The 21,151-nt window shown below is 68.4% G+C and carries 20 protein-coding genes and 2 tRNA genes; 18 read left to right on the top strand and 4 right to left on the bottom strand.

The window, feature by feature from the left end; all coding sequences use genetic code 11:
- Nucleotides 1-58: 58 nt before the first annotated feature.
- The 3 genes from coaE to ACFY5A_RS16550 are packed head-to-tail and all read left to right on the top strand — an operon-like array spanning nucleotide 59 to nucleotide 2,684.
- On the top strand, nucleotides 59-658 hold the full coding sequence (gene coaE / locus ACFY5A_RS16560) for a dephospho-CoA kinase (protein ID WP_387235666.1): 600 nt from the start codon (nucleotides 59-61) through the stop codon (nucleotides 656-658).
- Nucleotides 655-1,866 carry an MFS transporter gene (locus ACFY5A_RS16555; protein ID WP_105674400.1) on the top strand — a complete coding sequence of 404 codons (1,212 nt, stop codon included), beginning with the start codon at nucleotides 655-657 and terminating at the stop codon, nucleotides 1,864-1,866. Before coaE ends, ACFY5A_RS16555 begins: the two co-directional genes overlap by 4 nt.
- A gap of 26 nt (nucleotides 1,867-1,892) precedes the next feature.
- On the top strand, nucleotides 1,893-2,684 hold the full coding sequence (locus tag ACFY5A_RS16550; protein WP_387235663.1) for a GNAT family N-acetyltransferase: 792 nt from the start codon (nucleotides 1,893-1,895) through the stop codon (nucleotides 2,682-2,684).
- On the opposite strand, the gene ACFY5A_RS16545 is transcribed toward ACFY5A_RS16550, so the two are convergent.
- On the bottom strand, nucleotides 2,657-3,274 hold the full coding sequence (locus ACFY5A_RS16545; protein WP_387235660.1) for a DUF4126 domain-containing protein: 618 nt from the start codon (nucleotides 3,272-3,274) through the stop codon (nucleotides 2,657-2,659). The genes ACFY5A_RS16550 and ACFY5A_RS16545 overlap by 28 nt on opposite strands.
- A gap of 57 nt (nucleotides 3,275-3,331) precedes the next feature.
- On the opposite strand from ACFY5A_RS16545, the gene uvrB reads away from it, so the two are divergent.
- Together uvrB and ACFY5A_RS16535 are read left to right on the top strand one after the other, a co-directional pair.
- Nucleotides 3,332-5,404 carry an excinuclease ABC subunit UvrB gene (gene uvrB, locus ACFY5A_RS16540; protein ID WP_223586271.1) on the top strand — a complete coding sequence of 691 codons (2,073 nt, stop codon included), beginning with the start codon at nucleotides 3,332-3,334 and terminating at the stop codon, nucleotides 5,402-5,404.
- Between the two features lie 68 nt (nucleotides 5,405-5,472).
- The gene (locus ACFY5A_RS16535; protein ID WP_387235657.1) at nucleotides 5,473-5,805 is read left to right on the top strand and encodes a TfoX/Sxy family protein; all 333 of its coding nucleotides are present in this window, start codon (nucleotides 5,473-5,475) and stop codon (nucleotides 5,803-5,805) included.
- A 30-nt stretch (nucleotides 5,806-5,835) separates the two neighbouring features.
- On the opposite strand, the gene ACFY5A_RS16530 is transcribed toward ACFY5A_RS16535, so the two are convergent.
- Nucleotides 5,836-6,078, bottom strand: coding sequence for a hypothetical protein (locus ACFY5A_RS16530; RefSeq protein WP_105674405.1), 243 nt, complete (start codon nucleotides 6,076-6,078; stop codon nucleotides 5,836-5,838).
- Nucleotides 6,079-6,123: 45 nt separating this feature from the next.
- Between ACFY5A_RS16530 and ACFY5A_RS16525 the strand changes: the two genes are divergently transcribed.
- The 11 genes from ACFY5A_RS16525 to ACFY5A_RS16475 all read left to right on the top strand — a co-directional run bounded on the left by ACFY5A_RS16525 (nucleotide 6,124) and on the right by ACFY5A_RS16475 (nucleotide 18,006).
- Complete coding sequence (locus ACFY5A_RS16525) at nucleotides 6,124-6,576, top strand: MarR family winged helix-turn-helix transcriptional regulator (protein ID WP_105674407.1); 453 nt, start codon at nucleotides 6,124-6,126, stop codon at nucleotides 6,574-6,576.
- An 85-nt stretch (nucleotides 6,577-6,661) separates the two neighbouring features.
- Nucleotides 6,662-9,550, top strand: coding sequence for an excinuclease ABC subunit UvrA (gene uvrA, locus ACFY5A_RS16520; protein ID WP_105674409.1), 2,889 nt, complete (start codon nucleotides 6,662-6,664; stop codon nucleotides 9,548-9,550).
- Nucleotides 9,550-11,424, top strand: a complete 1,875-nt coding sequence (gene uvrC, locus ACFY5A_RS16515) for an excinuclease ABC subunit UvrC (RefSeq protein ID WP_341941912.1) — start codon at nucleotides 9,550-9,552, stop codon at nucleotides 11,422-11,424. Before uvrA ends, uvrC begins: the two co-directional genes overlap by 1 nt.
- 30 nt (nucleotides 11,425-11,454) lie before the next feature.
- Complete coding sequence (rapZ, locus tag ACFY5A_RS16510) at nucleotides 11,455-12,327, top strand: RNase adapter RapZ (protein ID WP_341941913.1); 873 nt, start codon at nucleotides 11,455-11,457, stop codon at nucleotides 12,325-12,327.
- Nucleotides 12,328-12,395: 68 nt separating this feature from the next.
- Complete coding sequence (whiA, locus tag ACFY5A_RS16505) at nucleotides 12,396-13,373, top strand: DNA-binding protein WhiA (RefSeq protein WP_105674413.1); 978 nt, start codon at nucleotides 12,396-12,398, stop codon at nucleotides 13,371-13,373.
- A gap of 185 nt (nucleotides 13,374-13,558) precedes the next feature.
- Nucleotides 13,559-14,185, top strand: a complete 627-nt coding sequence (locus tag ACFY5A_RS16500) for a superoxide dismutase (RefSeq protein ID WP_105674415.1) — start codon at nucleotides 13,559-13,561, stop codon at nucleotides 14,183-14,185.
- Between the two features lie 104 nt (nucleotides 14,186-14,289).
- Nucleotides 14,290-15,300, top strand: coding sequence for a type I glyceraldehyde-3-phosphate dehydrogenase (gene gap / locus ACFY5A_RS16495; RefSeq protein WP_105674417.1), 1,011 nt, complete (start codon nucleotides 14,290-14,292; stop codon nucleotides 15,298-15,300).
- An 11-nt stretch (nucleotides 15,301-15,311) separates the two neighbouring features.
- Nucleotides 15,312-16,526: a phosphoglycerate kinase gene (locus ACFY5A_RS16490; RefSeq protein WP_387235653.1), complete on the top strand. Its 1,215-nt coding sequence runs from the start codon at nucleotides 15,312-15,314 to the stop codon at nucleotides 16,524-16,526.
- Between the two features lie 4 nt (nucleotides 16,527-16,530).
- Nucleotides 16,531-17,322 (top strand): triose-phosphate isomerase, encoded by a 792-nt coding sequence (gene tpiA / locus ACFY5A_RS16485; protein WP_105674421.1) that lies wholly within the window; start codon nucleotides 16,531-16,533, stop codon nucleotides 17,320-17,322.
- 82 nt (nucleotides 17,323-17,404) lie between these two features.
- Nucleotides 17,405-17,653: a preprotein translocase subunit SecG gene (gene secG / locus ACFY5A_RS16480; protein ID WP_067352826.1), complete on the top strand. Its 249-nt coding sequence runs from the start codon at nucleotides 17,405-17,407 to the stop codon at nucleotides 17,651-17,653.
- The gene (locus ACFY5A_RS16475) at nucleotides 17,653-18,006 is read left to right on the top strand and encodes an RNA polymerase-binding protein RbpA (RefSeq protein WP_105674423.1); all 354 of its coding nucleotides are present in this window, start codon (nucleotides 17,653-17,655) and stop codon (nucleotides 18,004-18,006) included. Before secG ends, ACFY5A_RS16475 begins: the two co-directional genes overlap by 1 nt.
- Before the next feature lie 91 nt (nucleotides 18,007-18,097).
- Here the strand turns inward: ACFY5A_RS16475 and ACFY5A_RS16470 are convergent, their stop codons facing one another.
- Together ACFY5A_RS16470 and ACFY5A_RS16465 are read right to left on the bottom strand one after the other, a co-directional pair.
- The gene (locus ACFY5A_RS16470; protein ID WP_387235650.1) at nucleotides 18,098-19,294 is read right to left on the bottom strand and encodes a hypothetical protein; all 1,197 of its coding nucleotides are present in this window, start codon (nucleotides 19,292-19,294) and stop codon (nucleotides 18,098-18,100) included.
- A gap of 55 nt (nucleotides 19,295-19,349) precedes the next feature.
- A tRNA-Gly gene (locus tag ACFY5A_RS16465) sits at nucleotides 19,350-19,420 on the bottom strand.
- 106 nt (nucleotides 19,421-19,526) lie between these two features.
- Between ACFY5A_RS16465 and ACFY5A_RS16460 the strand changes: the two genes are divergently transcribed.
- Nucleotides 19,527-19,600, top strand: a tRNA-Pro gene (locus ACFY5A_RS16460).
- Nucleotides 19,601-19,663: 63 nt separating this feature from the next.
- Nucleotides 19,664-21,127 (top strand): trigger factor, encoded by a 1,464-nt coding sequence (tig, locus tag ACFY5A_RS16455; RefSeq protein ID WP_341941916.1) that lies wholly within the window; start codon nucleotides 19,664-19,666, stop codon nucleotides 21,125-21,127.
- Nucleotides 21,128-21,151: the final 24 nt, after the last annotated feature.

Here is a 21,151-nt window from a genome sequence, read left to right as displayed (position 1 = left end):
GGCGGCCCGTTCCGCGTATCGGGCCGACCGGCGCTCGACAGGTGCGAGGATGGACGTCATGCCCCTCATCGCGCTCACCGGCGGAATCGCGTCCGGAAAGTCGACCATCGCCCGTCGTCTCGCCGAGAAGGGCGCGGTGGTCGTCGACGCCGATCAGATCGTGCGCGACGTGCAGGCGCCGGGCTCACCCGTGCTGCGGGGCATCGAGGAGGCCTTCGGCGAAGAGGTCATCGGGGCGGACGGATCACTCGACCGCCCCGCCCTCGGGGCGAAGGTGTTCGGAGACCCGGTGCTCCTCGCGAAGCTGAACGCGATCGTCCACCCCGCGGTGGGCGCCGAGTCCCGGCGCCGGTTCGAGGAAGCCCTCGCCGCGGATCCGGATGCCGTCGTGGTCTACGACGTGCCGCTTCTCGTGGAGGCGCGGCCGGACGATCCCTGGGATCTGATCGTCGTCGCCCACGCGCCGGCATCCGTCCGCAGGCAGAGGCTCGTCGAGCTGCGCGGGATGGACGAGCGCGCGGCGCAGGAGCGGATCGATGCGCAGGCATCCGACGATCGGCGTCTCGCCATCGCCGACGTCGTGATCGACACCGCCGGCGACCTCGCGCACACCGAGGAGCAGACGGACGCGCTCTGGGAGCGGATCCGCGCGAAGTGACCTTCTCCGGCCACGTCCCCGGGACGCGCGAGTACCGGCGTCTCATCATCGGCCTGTTCTTCGCCGGGATCGCGACCTTCGCGCAGCTGTACTCCGCTCAGGCCGTCCTTCCGCTCATCTCCGTCGACCTCGAGGTGAGCCCCGCGACCGCGGCGATCACCGTGTCGGCCGCCACCCTCGGGCTCGCCGTCGCGGTGATCCCGTGGTCATCCGTGGCGGATCGCATCGGGCGGGTGCCGGCCATGGCGATCGGCGTCCTCACCGCCACCGCGCTCGGGCTCCTGGCTCCCCTGAGCGACGGGATCGTGCTGCTCCTGACTCTGCGATTCGCGGAGGGACTGGCGCTGGGCGCCGTGCCCGCTGTCGCCCTCGCCTATCTCAGCGAGGAGGTCGAGCCCCGTCATGCGGCGGCCGCGGCCGGGAGCTACATCGCCGGCACCACCGTCGGCGGCCTGCTCGGGCGCATCGTGTCGGGAACCGTCGGTGAGGTCGCGGGCTGGCGAGCCGGCGTCTGGGCGGTCGCCGCGGTGTGCGCCGGGGCTGCGGTGCTGTTCCTCTGGCTCACACCCCGTGCGCGCGGCTTCGTTCCGGGGAGGCTGCGCAGCGAGCGCGGTCCCGGCATCCTCGAGCGTCTCCGATCGCCGCTGCGCTCCTCGCGGCAGTGGGCTCTGTATGCGCAGGGCTTCCTGCTGATGGGCGCATTCGTCGCGGTGTACAACTACCTCGGGTTCCACCTCTCGGCCGCCCCCTTCTCCCTGCCGGCGTGGCTCGTGACGCTCCTGTTCCTCGCCTATCTGGCCGGCACCGTCTCCTCGCCGTGGGCGGGGTCGTGGGCGGCCAGGATCGGCCGTTTCCCCGTGCTCGTCCTCTCGATCGCGGTCATGGCGGTCGGCGCTCTGCTGATGCTCGCGCCCTCCGCGGCGATCGTGCTCGCGGGCCTCCTCCTGTTCACGGCCGGCTTCTTCGGCGCGCACGCGATCGCCTCCGGATGGACCCCGGTCGCTGCGGGAGCGGAGAGCAGAGCACAGGCGTCGTCCCTGTACTACTTCGCCTACTACGCCGGATCGAGCCTGTTCGGCTGGGCGCTCGGGCTGGTGTTCGGAGCGGTCGCGTGGGGATGGTTCATCGTCGCCGTCGTGTCCATGTGCGCGCTGGCGGCGTCGGCCGCGGTGGCAGCGCTCAGGGCGACGCCGACGGGTCGGCCCTGACCGCGATCCTCTGCGAGCATGGAGACATGCAGACGCAGTATCTCGACGCCTACGACCGCCAGCTCCGCACAGGGCCGGAGACCGCGCACGCGGAGCGGGTCGTGCAGCTCGGACCGCTGAGCCTCGCGACCTTCCACGGCGGGCGAGGCTTCATCACGTACGCGGACCTCGGGGGAGCGGATGCCGACGGCATCCGCGAGCTGGTGGAGGGAGCGCTCGCGCACTTCGCCGACAGGGCGCAGGTCGCGGAGGTGGAGTGGAAGACCCGAGGGCACGACACGGCCCCCGGTCTCCATGAGGCCCTGCTCGCGGCGGGATTCGTGCCGGAGGAGCCGGAGTCGATCATGATCGGCGAGGCCGCTCTGCTCGCTCAGGACGTCGTCATCCCCAGTGAGGTGAGGATCCGCCGCGCGCTCTCGGAGGACGAGGTGCTCGCCGCCGGCGAGATGCAGGGGCGCGTCTTCGATGATGGGGACTGGCGCTCGCGCGCCGAGTCGCTGATCGAACGCATGCGCGTCGACGACACGGTGGAGCTGTGGATCGCGGTCGTCGACGGCGAGGTGGTCAGCGCGGGGCGGTTGGAGCCCGTCGCCGGCACCGAGTTCGCCGGTCTGTGGGGCGGCTCGACCCTCGAGGAGTGGCGGGGCCGCGGCATCTATCGCGCGCTCACCGCCGAGCGGGCCCGATCCGCTCTGGCCCGCGGCGTCCGCTACCTGCAGTCGGACTCGACGGAGTTCTCCCGCCCGATCCTGGAGAGGTCGGGATTCGTGAAGGTCTCGACCACGACGCCCTACGTGTGGGCGCGCCCGGCGGACTGATCCGAGCGCTCCCGTCGGCGCCGTACGCGGCGCCTCACCGCCGCCACGATGACCACGATCAGCCCGACGAGCAGCACCCCTGAGAGGACGGGGATCACGATGGCGGCGGCCGCGAGGGCGAAGGAGGCTCCGTCCTCTGCGGTGCTGAGGACGGGCGCGGCGAGTCCTCCGGTCGTGGCGTTCGCGGCGACGCGCGCCGTGGCCTTGACGACGTGGACGACGAGCGCGATCGCGATGCCGACGACGACGGGGACCCAGGTGTTCTCGGAGAAGAAGGACGCGGGGTCGTCGACGGCGATCGTCTGCGCGCTGGAGCCGGCGCCGAACGCGATGCCGCCAGCCGCAGGCCGCAGGATGCTCTGGACGACGTCGTTGACCGAGTCGAGCGCGGGGATCTTGTCGGCCACGATCTCGAGCAGCAGGAGCGCACCGATGATCCACAGCGCGAGATCGCCCGACAGCCACGACCAGGTGGGTGGGAGCTGCACCGCCGGCAGCACGCGGTCGGCGAGACCGAGCAGGAACAGCGGCATCCAGGCGTTGAGGCCGGCGGATGCCGCGAGGCTGGTGCCGATGACGAACTCGATCACCCCCTCAGACTAGGCGGAGCCGGCCTCGATGTCCGTGGTCCCGCCTACGCTGGAGGTATGCAACCCACGCGCAGTGTCCGTCCGTTCGAGGTCATCAGCGAGTACGTCCCGGCCGGTGATCAGCCGAAGGCGATCGCCGACCTCGCCGCGCGGATCAACGCGGGCGAGACCGACATCGTGCTGCTCGGCGCAACAGGCACCGGAAAGTCGGCCACGACGGCGTGGCTCATCGAGCAGGTGCAGCGTCCGACTCTCGTGCTGGCGCACAACAAGACGCTCGCAGCGCAGCTCGCCAACGAGTTCCGCGAGCTCATGCCCAACAACGCCGTCGAGTACTTCGTCTCGTACTACGACTACTACCAGCCAGAGGCCTACGTGCCGCAGACGGACACCTTCATCGAGAAGGACTCGTCGATCAACTCCGAGGTCGAGCGGCTGCGGCACTCGACGACGAACTCGCTGCTCAGCCGTCGCGACGTCGTCGTCGTGTCGACCGTGTCGTGCATCTACGGCCTCGGCGCTCCGGAGGAGTACCTCCGTGCCATGGTCGCCCTGCAGGTGGGGGAGCGCTACGACCGCGACGCCCTGATCCGCCAGTTCATCGCGATGCAGTACAACCGCAATGACGTCGACTTCTCCCGCGGCAACTTCCGGGTCCGCGGAGACACGATCGAGATCATCCCCGTGTACGAGGAGCACGCGATCCGCATCGAGCTCTTCGGCGACGAGATCGAGGCGCTGTACTCCCTGCATCCGCTCACGGGCGAGGTCATCGAGAAGCTCGACGCCGTGCCGATCTTCCCCGCATCCCACTACGTCGCCGGCACCGACGTCATCCAGCGCTCCATCGGCACGATCGAGGCGGAGCTGGAGGAGCGGCTCGCCGAGTTCGAGAAGCAGGGCAAGCTCCTCGAGGCCCAGCGCCTGCGCATGCGGACGACCTTCGACCTCGAGATGCTGCAGCAGCTCGGATTCTGCTCCGGCATCGAGAACTACTCGCGCCACATGGACGGGCGCGAGGCCGGGGAGCCGCCGCACACTCTGCTCGACTTCTTCCCCGACGACTTCCTCCTGGTGATCGACGAGTCGCACGTCACCGTGCCGCAGATCGGCGCGATGTACGAGGGCGACGCCTCGCGCAAGCGCACGCTCGTCGATCATGGCTTCCGTCTTCCGAGCGCCATGGACAACAGGCCGCTGCGGTGGGACGAGTTCAAGAACCGCATCGGTCAGACCGTCTACCTCTCGGCGACCCCGGGCAAGTACGAGATGGGCATCGCCGACGGCGTGGTCGAGCAGATCATCCGCCCCACCGGACTCGTCGACCCGCACATCATCGTGAAGCCGTCGAAGGGGCAGATCGACGACCTCCTCGAGGAGATCAGGATCCGCGCCCAGAAGGACGAGCGCGTCCTCGTCACCACCCTCACCAAGAAGATGGCCGAGGAGCTCACCGACTTCCTGGGCGAGCACGGGGTCCGCGTGCGCTATCTGCACTCCGACGTCGACACGCTCCGACGAGTGGAGCTGCTCAGCGAGCTCAGGGCGGGCGTCTACGACGTGCTGGTCGGCATCAACCTTCTTCGCGAGGGTCTCGACCTGCCAGAGGTGTCGCTGGTCGCGATCCTCGATGCCGACAAGGAGGGTTTCCTCCGCTCGGGGACCTCCCTGATCCAGACGATCGGGCGCGCAGCCCGCAACGTCTCCGGCGAGGTGCACATGTACGCCGACAACATGACCGACTCGATGGCCAAGGCGATCGAGGAGACCGATCGGCGCCGCGACAAGCAGATCGCGTACAACACCGAGCACGGGATCGATCCGCAGCCGCTGCGCAAGCGGATCGCCGACATCACCGAGGTGCTCGCCCGCGAGGGGGCCGACACGGCCGACATGATGTCGAGTCGAGGACGTGCCACGGGCAAGGGCAAGTCGCCGACGCCGAACCTGCGACGCACGGGCATCGCGGCCGAAGGAGCGCTGCAGTTGGAGGCGACCATCCAGGATCTCTCCGATCAGATGCTGGCCGCCGCTGGAGAGCTGAAGTTCGAGCTCGCCGGGCGACTTCGCGATGAGGTGCAGGATCTGAAGAAGGAGCTGCGCGCCATGGAGCGCGCCGGACACGCCTGATCGGCGGAGATCTGGACAGAGCGCGAGAGGGCACGGCCTCTCACCGGCTCGACGAGGAGAGGCACGCGATGGACGCGGCAGGAGAAGAGCTCGCCGATCGCATCCGTGCGCTCATGGGAGCGGATCCGTCGATCGAGGAGAAGCGGATGTTCGGAAGCCGGGCTTTCCTGATGGACGGCCGCATCCTGGTGGGTGCGCGCAAGGGCGGGGTGCTGCTGGTGCGGGTGTCGGAGGAGCAGGGCGCCGCGCTGGCGGTGAGGCCGGGAGTCGCCAGGGCCGTGATGGGCGCCAAGACGATGAGTGCGAGCTGGCTGGACGTCGACGCCGCCACCGTGGCCGATGACGACGCGCTCATGTTCTGGATCGACGCCGCCAGGGAGGACTCGGCGGGTCGCCCATGAACGCGCCGTCGTGTGAGAGGCCGCGCGAGTTCAGGGGCAGTGCATGAGGGGCTTCGGGCCCGAGCGGTCGATCTCGTGCTCCGTCATCGGCGCGCCGCACAGCGGGCACGCACGTTCGGCGCGTTCGGCGGCGCTGGGCGGCGGCGTCTTCTCGTACGGGCCCACCGAGGCGGGGCCGGCGAAGCGGATCAGGTTCGTGTTGAACCAGGCGTAGAGACCGCCCGCCTCGCGGATACGGGTGCGAAGGGGAGCGCGGTCGGAGTTCGTTGCCATGTTCATTAGTGTACTAACTATTAGTGCCTATGTATACTCGGAGCCGTGACGGCATCCGATGACCTGCTCAAGCTCGAGAACCAACTGTGCTTCGCCGTGGTCACGGCCGCGCGCAACGTGGTGGCGATCTACCGTCCGATCCTCGAGCCCCTCGGCCTCACGCACCCGCAGTATCTCGTCATGCTCGCGCTCTGGGAGCGGGCGCCTCGCACCCTCGCCGACCTCGCCGCCGATCTCGCCATGGAGCCGGCCACCGCGTCGCCGCTGGTCAAGCGCCTCGAGGCGGACGGACTCGTCACCCGACAGCGCAGCCCGCAGGACGAGAGGCGGCTGGAGATCGCGCTGACGGATGCCGGCGCCGCGCTGCGGGAACGGGCCCTCGACGTTCCGCATCAGGTCATGGCCGCCGTCGACATGGACATCTCGCAGGTGTCCGTCTTGAGAGACGGCCTGTCGGCCTTCGCGGGTCGGCGCGTCACGGAGCTGTCCGGGGCCTAGCCGTCGGCGGTGCCCCGCCACGGAGGAGGAGCGCACCGAGGCCGCCGGCGGAGCCGATGTCCGTGGCCCCTCGTAGACTTGACCGGTGCCTATCGTCCCGGTTGCAACCCCAGGAAAACTCAGTGTTCGCGGTGCCCGCGTGCACAACCTCAAGAACGTCGACATCGACATCCCGCGCGACTCCCTCGTCGTGTTCACCGGCCTGTCCGGCTCCGGGAAGTCCAGCCTCGCGTTCGACACGATCTTCGCAGAGGGGCAGCGCCGCTACGTCGAATCGCTGAGCGCGTACGCGCGCCAGTTCCTCGGGCAGGTGGACCGCCCAGACGTCGACTTCATCGAGGGGCTGAGCCCCGCGGTGTCGATCGACCAGAAGTCGACCAACCGCAACCCGCGCTCCACCGTGGGCACGATCACCGAGATCTACGACTACATGCGTCTGCTGTGGGCGCGCATCGGCATCCCGCACTGCCCGGAGTGCGGAGAGAAGATCCAGCGTCAGACCGTGCAGCAGATCGCCGACCAGCTCATGGAGCTCCCCGAGCGCACCCGCTATCAGATCGTCGCGCCGGTCGTCTCGCAGAAGAAGGGCGAGTTCGTCGACCTGTTCCGCGAGCTGGGGGCCAAGGGCTACTCGCGCGCGATCGTCGACGGCGACCTGATCCAGCTCGCCGAGCCGCCCACGCTGAAGAAGAGCTACAAGCACGACATCGCCGTCGTCGTCGACCGCCTCGTGGCCGCCGATGACATCCTCGGCCGCGTCACGGACTCCGTAGAGACCGCCCTCGGTCTCGCCGGCGGGGTCGTGCAGGTCAACTTCGTCGACGAGGAGGGCGACGACGCCTGGCAGTCGTTCTCGGAGAAGCTCGCATGCCCCAACGGCCACGCGATCACGCTCACCGAGATCGAGCCGCGGACCTTCTCGTTCAACGCGCCGTTCGGCGCGTGCCCCGCGTGCTCGGGTCTCGGCACGCGCATGTCGGTCGACATCGATCTGATGCTCGGCGACGAGGAGCTCTCGATCCGCGAGGGCGCCATCATCCCCTGGACCACGCAGGGCAAGGGGCTGTTCCAGTACTACGAGCGGCTTCTCGAGGGGCTCGCCTCCGACCTCAACTTCTCGCTCGACACACCATGGCAGGATCTGCGCGTCGACGTGCAGGATGCGATCCTCCGCGGTGAGAACTACAAGGTCACGGTCAAGTGGAAGAACCGGTACGGCCGCGAGATGCGCTACGCCTCCGGATTCGAGGGCGTCGTGCCCTACATCGAGCGGCAGTACGCGCAGGCGGAGTCCGACACGCAGCGGGCCCGCTGGGGCGAGTACCTCCGCGAGGTGCCGTGCCCGGTGTGCGACGGCAACCGCCTCAAGCCCGAGGTTCTCGCGGTGCAGGTGCACGGACACTCGATCGCCGAGGTCTCGCACCTCAGCCTCGCCGATGCGCGTGAGTTCATGGGCACGCTCACACTCACCGACCGCGAGGCGAAGATCGCCGCGCAGGTGCTGCGCGAGATCCGTCTCCGCCTCGACTTCCTGCTGCAGGTCGGTCTCTCGTACCTCAACCTGAGCCGATCCGCAGGGTCGCTCTCCGGCGGCGAGGCGCAGCGCATCCGGCTCGCGACGCAGATCGGCTCCGGCCTCACCGGCGTGCTGTACGTGCTCGACGAGCCGTCCATCGGACTGCACCAGCGCGACAACCGCCGGCTCATCGACACGCTGCTCAAGCTCCGCGATCTCGGCAACACCCTCATCGTCGTCGAGCACGATGAAGAGACCATCGAGGCGGCCGACTGGGTCGTCGACATCGGCCCCGGCGCCGGCGTCAACGGAGGAGAGGTCGTCCACTCCGGGCCGTACTCCGCGCTGCTGAGCGAGTCCGCGTCGATGACGGGGGAGTACCTCTCCGGACGCCGCGAGATCCCCGCCCCGAAGAAGCGCCGCAAGATCGACAAGAAGCGGATGCTGAGCGTCGTCGGAGCGCGGGAGAACAACCTCAAGAACGTGAACGCCGACTTCCCGCTCGGCCTCCTCACCGCCGTGACGGGTGTGAGCGGTTCGGGGAAGTCGTCGCTCGTCAACGACATCCTGTACCAGGTGCTCGCCTCGCGACTCAACGGAGCGCGCACGGTCCCCGGCAAGCACACCCGCGTCTCCGGCCTCGACAACCTCGACAAGGTCGTGCATGTCGACCAGGCGCCGATCGGGCGCACCCCGCGGTCGAACCCGGCGACCTACACGGGCGTGTTCGACCGCATCCGCACGCTGTTCAGCGAGACGCCGGAGGCGAAGGTGCGCGGCTACCAGCCCGGGCGCTTCAGCTTCAACGTCAAGGGCGGACGCTGTGACGCCTGCTCTGGCGACGGCACGATCAAGATCGAGATGAACTTCCTCCCCGACGTCTACGTCGACTGCGAGGTGTGCCACGGCAAGCGGTACAACCGCGACACCCTGGCCGTGCACTACAAGGGCAAGAACATCGCCGAGGTGCTCGAGATGCCGATCGCCGAGGCCGCCGAGTTCTTCGAGCCGATCCAGGCGATCCACCGCTACATGAAGACGCTGGTCGACGTCGGCCTCGGCTACGTGCGGCTGGGGCAGTCCGCGACCACCCTGTCGGGCGGCGAAGCGCAGCGCGTGAAGCTCGCGACCGAGCTCCAGCGTCGCAGCAACGGACGCAGCATCTACGTGCTCGACGAGCCGACGACAGGTCTGCACTTCGAAGACGTCCGCAAGCTCCTCGAGGTGCTGAACGGACTCGTCGACAAGGGCAACACGGTCATCGTCATCGAGCACAACCTCGACGTCATCAAGTCGGCGGACTGGGTCATCGACCTCGGCCCCGAGGGCGGCTCGGGCGGTGGTGAGATCCTCGCGGTCGGCACGCCGGAGCAGATCGCCCGCGTCGAGGAGAGCCACACCGGTCAGTTCCTCGCGGAGATCCTCGGCGACGGGCGGGCGGCTCGGAAGGCCAGCTGATGGCCGACGTGCTGCCGTACAAGCCGCGGACCGGTGAGATCCCCACCGACCCCGGCGTGTACAGGTTCCGCGATGCGGAGGGGCGCGTGCTCTACGTCGGCAAGGCGAAGAACCTGCGCCAGCGTCTCTCGAACTACTTCGCCCCGCTGCGCACCCTGCATGAGCGCACCAGGCGGATGGTGACGACGGCGGCGTCGGTGGAGTGGACGGTCGTGTCGACCGACGTGGACTCCCTGCAGCTGGAGTACATGTGGATCAAGGAGTTCGATCCGCCCTTCAACGTGCGCTACAAGGACGACAAGTCCTACCCCTTCATGGCGGTGACCCTCGGAGACGAAGCTCCTCGCGTGATCGTGACCCGCAACCGCAAGATCGCCGGCGCGCGCTACTTCGGTCCGTACCCCAAGGTGTGGGCCGTGCACGACACGATCGACCTGATGATCAAGGTCTTCCCCATCCGCACGTGCAGCGACGCCAGTTACAAGCGCGCCATGCAGACGGGGCGTCCCTGCTTCCCCGGGCAGATCGGCAAGTGCGGCGGACCGTGCTCGATGACGGTCACGATCGAGGAGCACCGTGCCATGGTCGACGACTTCGTCGCCTTCATGGCCGGGGGCGATGAACGGTTCACGAAGGACCTGACCGCGAGGATGCTCGCCGCATCCGCAGCCATGGACTACGAGGCCGCGGCGAAGTACCGCGACCGGCTCTCCGCGATCGAGGCCGTGCTCGGCAAGAGCGCTCTCGTGCTCTCGCCCGACGAGGACGCCGACCTGTTCGGGATCGCGGAGGACGAGCTGTCGGCGGCTGTGCAGCACTTCGTCATCAGAGGCGGTCGGGTGCGAGGCGTCAGGGCGCTGGCGCTCGACAAGGAGATCGACATCTCCGGTGCGGAACTCGTCGATCAGGTGCTGCAGCGCGCCTACGGCGATGCCCAGGACGTGCCCCGCCGCATCCTGGTGCCGACGCTGCCCGACGACGCGGCGGAGCTGGAGCTCTGGCTCAGAGAGCGCCGCGGCAAGAAGGTCGAGATCGCCGTCGCTCAGCGAGGGCAGCGTGCCGACCTCATGCGCACGGCGACGCTGAACGCGCAGCAAGCGCTGATCAGGCACAAGACCAGACGCACCAGCGACTACGTCGCCCGCACGCAGGCGCTCACCGATCTGCAGGACGCCCTGGGAATGGCGGATGCTCCGCTGCGCATCGAGTGCTACGACATCTCGCATCTGAGCGGCACGAACGTCGTGGCGTCGATGGTCGTCTTCGAGGACGGCCTCCCACGCAAGGACCAGTACCGCTCGTTCAACATCGCAGAGACGACCGACGACACCGACTCGATGTACCAGGTGCTCACCAGGCGCCTCGCCTACCTCGACAGGCCGGAGCCTCTGGAGGACACCGAGGGTGAGGAGACGACCGGGCGCAGGAAGCCGCGTTTCGCGTACCCGCCGCAGCTCCTGCTCGTCGACGGAGGTCAGCCGCAGGTGGAAGCCGCCGCACGGGCGCTCCGCGACTCGGGGCACACCGAGATCGCGGTCTGCGGCATCGCCAAGCGCCTGGAGGAGATCTGGCTGCCCGGCGAGGACTTCCCGGTGATCCTCCCGCGCACGAGCGAGTCCCTGTACCTTCTCCAGCGTCTCCGCGACGAGGCGCATCGTTTCGCGATCACGCACCAGCGCAAGCGCCGGCGCAATGACATCACGACGATCCTCGCCGAGGTCCCAGGGCTCGGCGCTGCCCGCATCAAGGTGCTGCTCAAGCACTTCGGTTCGGTCACCGCGCTGCGTGCGGCGCAGCCGGGGGAGATCGAAGAGGTCCAAGGCATCGGCCCCGTGCTCGCACAGAGCATCCACACGCATCTCTCCACTCGCTAGGCTGGTGACGGCGGGGGAGAAGGAGCAATGATGGCAGACGGGGACAAGGGCGAGTTCCTCATCGTCACGGGGATGTCGGGCGCGGGGCGCACGACCGTCGCGAACGCACTCGAGGACCTCGGCTGGTACGTCGTCGACAACCTCCCACCGCAGATCCTGCGGCCCCTCCTCGACCTCACCGACATGGGCGGTGATGCGCTTCCGAAGATCGCCGCCGTGGTCGATGTCCGCGGTCGCAACCTCTTCGACGACTTCCCCGGGGTCGCGCGTGCGCTGCGCTCGCGAGGATCCGTGCGTGTGCTGTTCCTCGACGCCTCCGACGACGTGCTCGTGCGTCGATTCGAGTCGGTCCGCCGGCCGCATCCGCTGCAGGGCGACGGCACGCTGCTCGACGGCATCCGCATCGAGCGCTCGCGTCTCGCGGCGATCCGCGAGGCGGCGGATCTCGTGATCGACACGTCCTCGCTGAACATCCATCAGCTCGCGACCCAGGTGTCCGACCTGTTCTCCGAAGAGGGCGCCGCCCGCCACCGCGTGACGCTGATGAGCTTCGGCTTCAAGTACGGTCTGCCCACCGACGTCGACCTCGTCGCAGACATGCGCTTCCTGCCCAATCCGTTCTGGAACGAGGAGCTCCGCGGACAGACCGGTCAGGATGAGGCGGTGCGAGACTACGTGCTCTCGCGGGAAGGGGCGACGGAGTTCCTCGACGCCTACACTGCCGCCCTCACGCCGGTCCTCGAGGGTTACCAGCGCGAGAACAAGAGCCACTCCACCGTCGCCATCGGATGCACCGGCGGAAAGCACCGCTCGGTCGCCATGGTGGAGGAGCTCGCTCGACGCCTCGCGGCGGTCCCCGGAGTCGCCGTCAGCGTGCGTCACAGAGACCTGGGCCGGGAGTAGCCGAGCCGCAAAGCCGGGTAGGCTGGAGGTTTGCGTCGCGACCCGGCGCGTGAACGTGAAGGAGTCCCGTGGCACTAACCACCGACGTCAAGGCTGAGCTGGTCAGCATCCGCAATGCACCCCCCACGGTGCGTGTCGCGGAGGTCACCGCCATCCTCCGGTTCGCCGGCGGACTGCACTCGATCGCCGGCCGGGTGGCCGTCGAAGCCGAGGTGGATGCGGAGGTGCTCGCACAGCGCGTCGCCAGGGACCTCGCGGAGATCTACGGCGTGCGCCCGGAGATCGCCCAGGTGCAGTCGAGCACCGCGAACGACGGTGCCCGCTGGGCCGTGCGCGTGATCGCCTCGGGGGAGACCCTCGCACGCCAGACCGGTCTCCTCGACCAGCGCCGTCGCCCCGTGCGCGGCCTGCCGAACCGTCTGACCACCGGCTCCCGCGCGGAGGTCTCCGGACTGTGGCGCGGAGCGTTCCTCGCTGCAGGTACGCTCAGCGAGCCCGGCCGTTCCGCGATGCTCGAGGTGTCCTGCCCCACGTCCGAGGCCGCCATGGCCCTCGTCGGCGCCGCACACCGTCTCGGCGTCGCCGCGAAGGCCCGCGAGGTCCGCGGGATGCCGCGCGTCGTCGTCCGCGAGGGCGAGGCGATCCGCACGATCCTCAGCGAGATGGGTGCTCAGCGCACCGCCGTCGCCTGGGAGGAGATGCGTCAGCGCCGCGAGGTGCGGGCCGGCGTGAACCGCCTCGTGAACTTCGACGACGCGAACCTCCGCCGCTCCGCGCAGGCCGCCGTCGCCGCGTGCGCGCGCGTGGAGCGCGCACTGGAGATCCTCGCCGATGACGTGCCCGACCACCTCAAGGTCGCCGGCGAGCTGCGCCTGGCGCATCGCGATGCGAGCCTCGACGAACTCGGCCACCACGCCGAGCCTCCCATGACGAAGGATGCCGTCGCAGGGCGCATCCGCCGACTCCTCGCGATGGCCGACAAGCGCGCGCAGCAGGAGGGCATCCCCGGTACCGAGGCCGCCGTGCCGGCAGGACTCGACGTCTGATCTCACGACCGACGAAAGAGAGCCGACCCCCGACGGGGCCGGCTCTCTTTCGTCATACGGCGGAAGGAACGGGTCCCTCGCCGCGTTGTCGTCAGTAGGATGAAAAGCGTCCGCTCCGCACCGCACTTCGGTGGCGCGGAGGATCGGCAAGCGCCGCGGCGCGGCGCGGATTGGATGAAAGCGAAATGGCGACCTACACGCTCCCCGACCTTCCGTACGACTTCGCAGCCCTCGAGCCGCACATCAGCGGCAAGATCATGGAGCTGCACCACGACAAGCACCACGCGGCCTACGTCGCCGGTGCCAACGCCGCGCTCGACGGTCTCGCTGAGGCCCGTGAGACCGGAAACCTCGCGAACGTGAACAAGCTCGAGAAGGACCTCGCGTTCAACCTCGGCGGTCACGTCAACCACTCCATCTTCTGGACCAACCTGTCGCCGAACGGCGGAGGCGAGCCCGAGGGCGAGCTCCGCGCCGCCATCGACGAGTTCTTCGGCTCCTTCGAGAAGTTCCAGGCGCACTTCACCGCGAACGCCCTCGGCATCCAGGGCTCCGGCTGGTCGGTGCTGAGCTGGGACTCGATCGGACAGCGACTGATCATCCAGCAGCTGTTCGACCAGCAGTCGAACACGGCTCAGGGCACGGTCCCGATCTTCCAGCTCGACATGTGGGAGCACGCCTTCTACCTCGACTACCTGAACGTGAAGGCCGACTACGTCAAGGCCGCCTGGAACATCGCGAACTGGGAGAACGTCGCACAGCGCTTCGACATCGCCCGTGAGAAGACCGCTGGCCTGCTGGTACTGTCGTAAACAAGACGGGCGTCCCGATGGACTCTTCGCCCGTCGGGACGCCGTTGTCCATGCTCTCTCTAGTTGAAACCGCGCGCGAGCGCACAAGAAATCAGGAGACCTGAGTGTCTGTCAAGATCGGTATCAACGGCTTCGGCCGCATCGGACGCAACTACTTCCGCGCGGCTCTCGCGCAGGGGGCTGACCTCGAGATCGTCGCGGTCAACGACCTCACCGACAACAAGACGCTGGCGCACCTGCTGAAGTACGACTCGGTCGGAGGCGTCCTCGACGCCGACATCAGCTACGACGACGACAGCATCACCGTCAACGGCAAGGAGATCAAGGCGTTCGCTGAGCGCGACCCCGCCAACCTCCCGTGGGGCGAGCTGGGCGTCGACATCGTGATCGAGTCGACCGGCTTCTTCACCAAGGCGGAGCTGGCCAAAAAGCACATCGAGGCCGGCGCCAAGAAGGTCCTGATCTCGGCTCCCGGCACGGGTGTCGACGGCACGTTCGTCATGGGCGTGAACGAGGACACCTACAACCCGGAGACGGATCACATCATCTCCAACGCCTCCTGCACGACCAACTGCCTCGCGCCGCTGGCTCAGGTGTTCAACGACGCGTTCGGCATCGACCGCGGCTTCATGATGACCGCGCACGCCTACACGGCCGACCAGAACCTGCAGGACGGCCCGCACGGCGACCTGCGCCGCGCACGCGCCGCCGCGATCAACATCACCCCGGCCTCCACCGGTGCCGCCAAGGCGATCGGAGAGGTGCTCCCGGAGCTCCAGGGCAAGCTGAGCGGCTCGTCGTACCGCGTTCCGGTTCCCACCGGCTCGATCGTCGACCTCACGCTGATCACCGACCGCGAGGACCTCACGGTCGACGAGGTCAACGAGGCCTACAAGAAGGCCGCTGCCGAGGGTCGCCTCGCCGGCTACCTGCAGTACAACGAGGACCAGATCGTCTCCAGCGACATCGTGCACAACCCGCACTCCTCGATCTTCGACGCGACGCTGACCAACGTCAGCGGCAACCTCGTCAAGGTCTCGAGCTGGTACGACAACGAGTGGGGCTACTCCAACCGTCTCGTCGACCTGACCGAGTACGTCGCCGAGCGTCTCTGAATCTCAGACACATGACTCTGCGCACCCTGGACTCACTGGGTTCGCTCGAGGGCAAGCGCGTCATCGTCCGTTGTGACCTGAACGTCCCCCTGCGGGACGGGGTCATAACGGACGATGGGCGTGTACGCGCCTCGCTGCCGACCCTCAACGCCCTCATCAACGCCGGCGCCCGCGTCGTCGTCTGCTCGCACCTCGGTCGTCCCGACGGTGCACCCGACCCGCAGTACAGCCTGGAGCCGGTCGCGCAGCGACTGTCCGAGCTGCTCGGCGCTCCGGTCGCGTTCGCGCGCGACACGGTCGGCGAATCCGCGAAGGATGCCGTCGCCTCGCTCGAAGACGGCGGCGTCGTCGTCATCGAGAACCTGCGGTTCAACGCGGGGGAGACCTCCAAGGACGACGAGATCCGCGGCGCGTTCGCGGCGCAGCTCGCCGAACTGGGCGACGTCCTCGTCTCCGACGGCTTCGGCGTCGTGCATCGCAAGCAGGCCAGCGTCTACGATCTCGCCGACATCCTGCCGTCGGCCGCCGGTCTGCTGATCGCTGCCGAGCTCGATGTGCTCGACCGCCTCACGGAGAACCCGGAGCGTCCGTACGCGGTCGTCCTGGGCGGCTCGAAGGTCAGCGACAAGCTCGGCGTCATCTCGCACCTGCTCCCGCGCGTCGACCGCATCCTCGTCGGAGGCGGCATGCTGTTCACCTTCCTCAAGGCTCAGGGGCACGACGTCGCCTCGAGCCTCCTGGAGGAGGACCAGCTCGACACCGTTCGCGGATACATCGCCGAGGCGGCGGAGCGCGGAGTCGAACTCGTGCTCCCCACCGACGTCGTGGTGGCCTCGGCCTTCGCCGCGGATGCCGCGCATGAGATCGCTGCGGCCGACGCGATCGAGGACACCGCATTCGGCGCCTCGGGAATCGGCCTCGACATCGGTCCGGAGACCGCCGCGAGGTTCGCGGAGGTCGTACGCGGCTCGAAGACGGTGTTCTGGAACGGCCCGATGGGCGTGTTCGAGTTCCCGGCCTTCGCCGGTGGCACCAAGACCGTCGCGCAGGCTCTCACCGAGGTCGACGGACTCAGCGTCGTCGGCGGCGGCGACTCCGCTGCGGCCGTGCGCCAGCTCGGCTTCGCCGACGACCAGTTCGGCCACATCTCGACCGGCGGCGGCGCCAGCCTCGAATTCCTCGAGGGCAAGAAACTACCCGGACTCACCGTCCTGGGATGGGAGTGACATCGTGGCGACGAACAAGCGCACCCCGCTGATCGCGGGAAACTGGAAGATGAACCTCGACCACCTGCAGGCGGTCGCCTTCGTCCAGAAGCTGCACTGGACGCTGAAGGATGCGAAGCACGAGGACGGGTCCGTCGAGGTCGCGGTCTTCCCTCCGTTCACCGACATCCGCAGCGTGCAGACGCTGATCGACGCCGACAAGATCCCGTTCGCCCTCGGCGCGCAGGACGTCTCGGCGCACGACTCCGGCGCGTACACGGGCGAGGTCTCGGGCGCGTTCCTGGCCAAGCTCGACGCGAAGTACGTCATCATCGGCCACTCCGAGCGCCGTGAGTACCACGCGGAGTCGGACGATGTCGTGGCCGCGAAGGTGAAGGCCTCGCTGAAGAACGGACTCGTTCCGGTCATCTGCGTCGGCGAGACCGCGGAGGACCTCGAGAAGTTCGGTGCGAGCGCGGTTCCGGCCGGGCAGCTGGAGGCAGCGCTCCAGGGCGTCTCGAAGGATGCCGACATCGTCGTGGCCTACGAGCCGGTCTGGGCCATCGGCTCCGGCCAGGCGGCGACGCCGCAGCAGGCGCAGGACGTCTGCGCCGCTCTGCGCGGTGTGATCGCGAAGGTCCTCGGCGACGAGGCCGCCGCGCGCACGCGCATCCTCTACGGCGGTTCGGTCAAGTCGGCGAACATCGCCAGCTTCATGCGCGAGCCCGATGTGGACGGCGCTCTGGTCGGCGGGGCGAGCCTCGTCGTCGACGAGTTCGCCGCGATCATCCGGTTCGAGAAGCACGTCGGAGTGTGAGTTGTGGCGGGGCTCCGGCCCCGCCGCACCGTATACTTGACCGTTACGGGGGCAGTCGTGCCCCAGCGAAAGGCTCTTCCTCGTGGAAATTCTCGAGTTCGTCCTGCAGGTCGTGCTGGGCATCACCAGCGTCCTGCTGACCCTCCTCATCCTGCTCCACAAGGGTCGCGGCGGCGGCCTGTCCGACATGTTCGGCGGAGGCATGTCCTCGGCGGTCGGCTCGTCCGGTCTGGCCGAGCGGAACCTCAACCGCTTCACGGTCGTCCTGGCGCTGGCCTGGTTCGTGGCGATCGTCGCGCTCGGCCTCATCACCAAGTTCGAGGTGATCTGATGGCTACCGGCGGCAACGCGATCCGAGGCACCCGGGTCGGCTCCGGCCCGATGGGCGAGCAGGACCACGGCTATCACGCAGACCGCATCGCGGTCTCCTACTGGGACGGACTCGGCAACGAGACCGTCCGCTACTTCGCCGCAGGTCTCCCCGAAGAGGAGATCCCGGAGATCATCGATCACCCGCAGTCGGGTCTGCCGGCCGGTCGAGACAAGGAGAACCCTCCTGCTCTCGCCAAGACCGAGCCCTACAAGACCCACCTGGCGTACGTGAAGGAGCGACGCACCGACGAGGAAGCCGTTCAGCTCCTCGAGGACGCGCTGACACAGCTGCGCGAGCGCCGGGGTCAGTAAGACCCCGGTTCCTTCGCGAGAGGCCGCCACGACGATCCGTCGTGGCGGCCTCTCGCGTCGTCGGGCTCGGTCCGCGGTCAGGTCGGTGCGATCACCGGCATCCGGCAGCGGCGTCGATGTACGACTGCGGGGGATAGCCGTAGGCCCAGACCCCGTTCGCGTCGTCCGTGTACCCCATGCTGATCGCCCAGGCCGTCGCCCACTTCTCGATACTGTCCTGGGTGGACGAGTCGTACATGTCCTCGCACTTGACGCTGATCGCGTGGCCGACCTCGTGCGCGACGAGCGACTTGCTGCTGTAGGAGGGCCACCTTTCCGCCACCGAGTTCGAGAGCTCGATCACCGCGCGTCCTGGCGTGTCCCACCACCAGGTGGTGAGTCCGCCCATGCTCCCGCTGCCTCCGGCTCCGCTGACGATGGGGTTCCAGTCGAACTCCAGGAGCACGCCGGGCGCCAGCGAGCGCGCGAACGCCTCGATCTCCAGCCGTTTCGACAGCAGCGGCCCCGCCTTCTCGGCCAGCTCGGCCTGCTCGGACGAGACGACCAGGGCGGCGGCGCTCTGCAGGGAGGCGAGCGACGTCGCGGCGCTGGCGTCGATGCCGGTCGCCGCGGACGCCTTCGCCGCCGCATCGCGGAGAGCGATCACCGCATCGTTCTTCGCCGAGGGATGCGCGGCCTCGAATCCGGCGGCGGTCGATGCCGCCGTCGTGAGCAGCGTCAGACCGGCATCCGACAGCGCCGTCTGCGCCTCGTCGATCGCCGGAGTCTCATCGGCGAGGTCGTCTGCCAGATCGTCGAGACCGTCGCGGTCGTCTGCGAGCCGATCGGACACGGCGAAGAGCTCCCAGAACCAGGTGGGCTTCTCGCCGGGCTCGGGGATGCGCGAGTCCAGGACGTCCTCCGCGTCGGATGCGGCGGCCTCCGCTCCGGACACGGCAGCGGCGAGCGCGTCCTTCGACGCGGAATCCACCAGTGTCCCGTCATCGCTCTGGATCAGTTGGGAGGCGTAGCCGGTGGCCGACTGCAGGTCGTCGGTGTCCGCTCGCACCTCGGCGATGGTCTCGCGTGTCGTCTGCACTGCGGCGTCGTACCGCTCGGCGGCGTCGTCGTAGCTCAGATTCGCACCCAGCTGAGCCGCGGCGAGTCCGCCGGCGACGACGAGAGCTCCGACGACCCCGAGCACCGGTCCCGTGCGCCTTCTCCTCGGACGGGTCGGGGCGACGGGCGCACTGGAGAAGAGGAGCGGAAGGTCATGTGCGCCGCGCAGAGGGGAGTCCGGGTCGGTCACGGCATCCCTCCCTGTAGAAAAGGTCCTCGCCGTGGGCGAGGACCTGATCAGATCGAGGGGGTGACGGGAATCGAACCCGCGCAATCAGTTTGGAAGACTGAGACTCTACCATTGAGCTACACCCCCGACGCGGGCCATTGCTGGCGCCGCACCGACTCATCGATCATAGCGGACAGTCAGGGGTGCTCTTGTCCGTTAGACTCGATGGGGCTGAATCTGCGCGCGGATTCCCCGGGGCGTAGCTCAGTTTGGTAGAGCGCCCGCTTTGGGAGCGGGAGGTCGCAGGTTCAACTCCTGTCGCCCCGACACGGCTTTCTCAAGCCTCAGCGCCGCGATTCAGCGCGGAAACTACAAGGAGAACAAACCAGCATGGCGAACAGCACCGTCGAGAAGCTGACCCCGACCCGGGTCAAGCTCAGCATCACGGTCACCCCGGAAGACCTCAAGCCCAGCATCGCCCACGCCTACGAGCACATCGCTCAGGACGTGCAGATCCCCGGCTTCCGCAAGGGCAAGGTCCCTGCTCCCATCATCGATCAGCGCATCGGCCGCGGTGCGGTCATCGAGCACGCGGTCAACGAGGGCCTCGACAAGTTCTTCCGTGACGCCACGGTCGAGCACAAGGTCCGCGTCGTCGGCCGCCCGTCGGCCGAGATCACGCAGTGGCCGAACGAGAAGGACTTCTCGGGCGACCTGCTCGTGGACATCGAGGTGGACGTCCGCCCCGAGATCGAGCTGCCCTCCTACGACGGCATCACCCTGACGGTCGACGCCGTCGAGGCCGACGACGCGGCTCTCGACGAGGAGCTCGAGAAGCTGCGCGCCCGCTTCGGCACGCTCGTCCCCGTCGACCGCCCCGCAGCGAAGGGCGACTTCGTCGAGCTCGACCTGGTCGCCACGATCGACGGCGCCGAGATCGACCGCGCGGAGGGCGTCTCCTACGAGGTCGGCTCCGGCGAGCTGCTCGAGGGCATCGACGACGCGATCGAGTCGCTCACCGCCGGTGAGGACACGACCTTCCGCTCCGCCCTCGTCGGCGGCGACCACGCCGGCTCCGAGGCCGAGGTCTCCGTGACCGTCAAGGCCGTCAAGGAGCGCGAGCTCCCCGAGGCCGACGACGACTTCGCGCAGATCGCCAGCGAGTTCGACACGATCGCCGAGCTCCGCGCGAGCCTGGCCGAGCGCGTCTCGCAGCAGGGCGTCTTCACGCAGGGCTCCGCCGCTCGCGACAAGCTCGTCGAGACGCTGCTCGAGAAGATCGAGATCCCCGTTCCGCCGCAGCTCATCGAGGACGAGGTGCACAACCACCTCGAGGGCGAAGGCCGCCTCGAAGACGACGTGCACCGTGCCGAGGTCACCGAGGCGAGCGAGAAGCAGTTCCGCACGCAGGTGCTGCTCGACACCATCGCCGAGCAGGCTGACGTGCAGGTCTCGCAGGAGGAGCTCTCGCAGTACCTCGTGCAGTCCGCTGCGCAGTACGGCATGGCGCCGCAGGAGTTCGTCGAGGCGCTGCAGTCGTCGAACCAGCTGCCCGCGCTCGTCGGCGAGGTCGCCCGCAACAAGGCCCTCGCGATCGCCCTGGGCAAGGTCAAGGTCGTCGACACCAACGGCAAGGCCGTGGACCTGAGCGACTTCGTCGTCGTCGATGACGAGACTTCGGACGAGGAGGCTCCCGCCGAGGAGAAGCCCGCGAAGAAGGCTCCCGCGAAGAAGGCTCCGGCCAAGAAGGCTCCGGCTGACAAGGCCGACGCCGCAGCGGAGGACAAGCCCGCCGCGAAGAAGCCGGCCGCCAAGAAGGCTCCGGCCAAGAAGGCCGCCGACAAGGCTGAGTGATCGAACGATCACGAGAAGGGGCGG

This window comes from Microbacterium sp. NPDC012755 (genome assembly GCF_042901325.1).
Classification (GTDB): domain Bacteria; phylum Actinomycetota; class Actinomycetes; order Actinomycetales; family Microbacteriaceae; genus Microbacterium; species Microbacterium natoriense.
Note: the sequence above shows the minus strand (reverse complement) of the source record. Positions and strands in the feature narration are given on the sequence as shown.

Bases quoted from the DNA above. Each gene is read 5' to 3' on its own strand.
- coaE (WP_387235666.1), top strand. From the start codon at position 59: ATGCCCCTCATCGCGCTCACCGGCGGAATCGCGTCCGGAAAGTCGACC.
- ACFY5A_RS16550 (WP_387235663.1), top strand. From the start codon at position 1,893: ATGCAGACGCAGTATCTCGACGCCTACGACCGCCAGCTCCGCACAGGG.
- uvrB (WP_223586271.1), top strand. From the start codon at position 3,332: ATGCAACCCACGCGCAGTGTCCGTCCGTTCGAGGTCATCAGCGAGTAC.
- ACFY5A_RS16535 (WP_387235657.1), top strand. From the start codon at position 5,473: ATGGACGCGGCAGGAGAAGAGCTCGCCGATCGCATCCGTGCGCTCATG.
- ACFY5A_RS16530 (WP_105674405.1), bottom strand. From the start codon at position 6,078: ATGGCAACGAACTCCGACCGCGCTCCCCTTCGCACCCGTATCCGCGAG.
- uvrC (WP_341941912.1), top strand. From the start codon at position 9,550: ATGGCCGACGTGCTGCCGTACAAGCCGCGGACCGGTGAGATCCCCACC.
- rapZ (WP_341941913.1), top strand. From the start codon at position 11,455: ATGGCAGACGGGGACAAGGGCGAGTTCCTCATCGTCACGGGGATGTCG.
- ACFY5A_RS16500 (WP_105674415.1), top strand. From the start codon at position 13,559: ATGGCGACCTACACGCTCCCCGACCTTCCGTACGACTTCGCAGCCCTC.
- ACFY5A_RS16490 (WP_387235653.1), top strand. From the start codon at position 15,312: ATGACTCTGCGCACCCTGGACTCACTGGGTTCGCTCGAGGGCAAGCGC.
- ACFY5A_RS16475 (WP_105674423.1), top strand. From the start codon at position 17,653: ATGGCTACCGGCGGCAACGCGATCCGAGGCACCCGGGTCGGCTCCGGC.
- tig (WP_341941916.1), top strand. From the start codon at position 19,664: ATGGCGAACAGCACCGTCGAGAAGCTGACCCCGACCCGGGTCAAGCTC.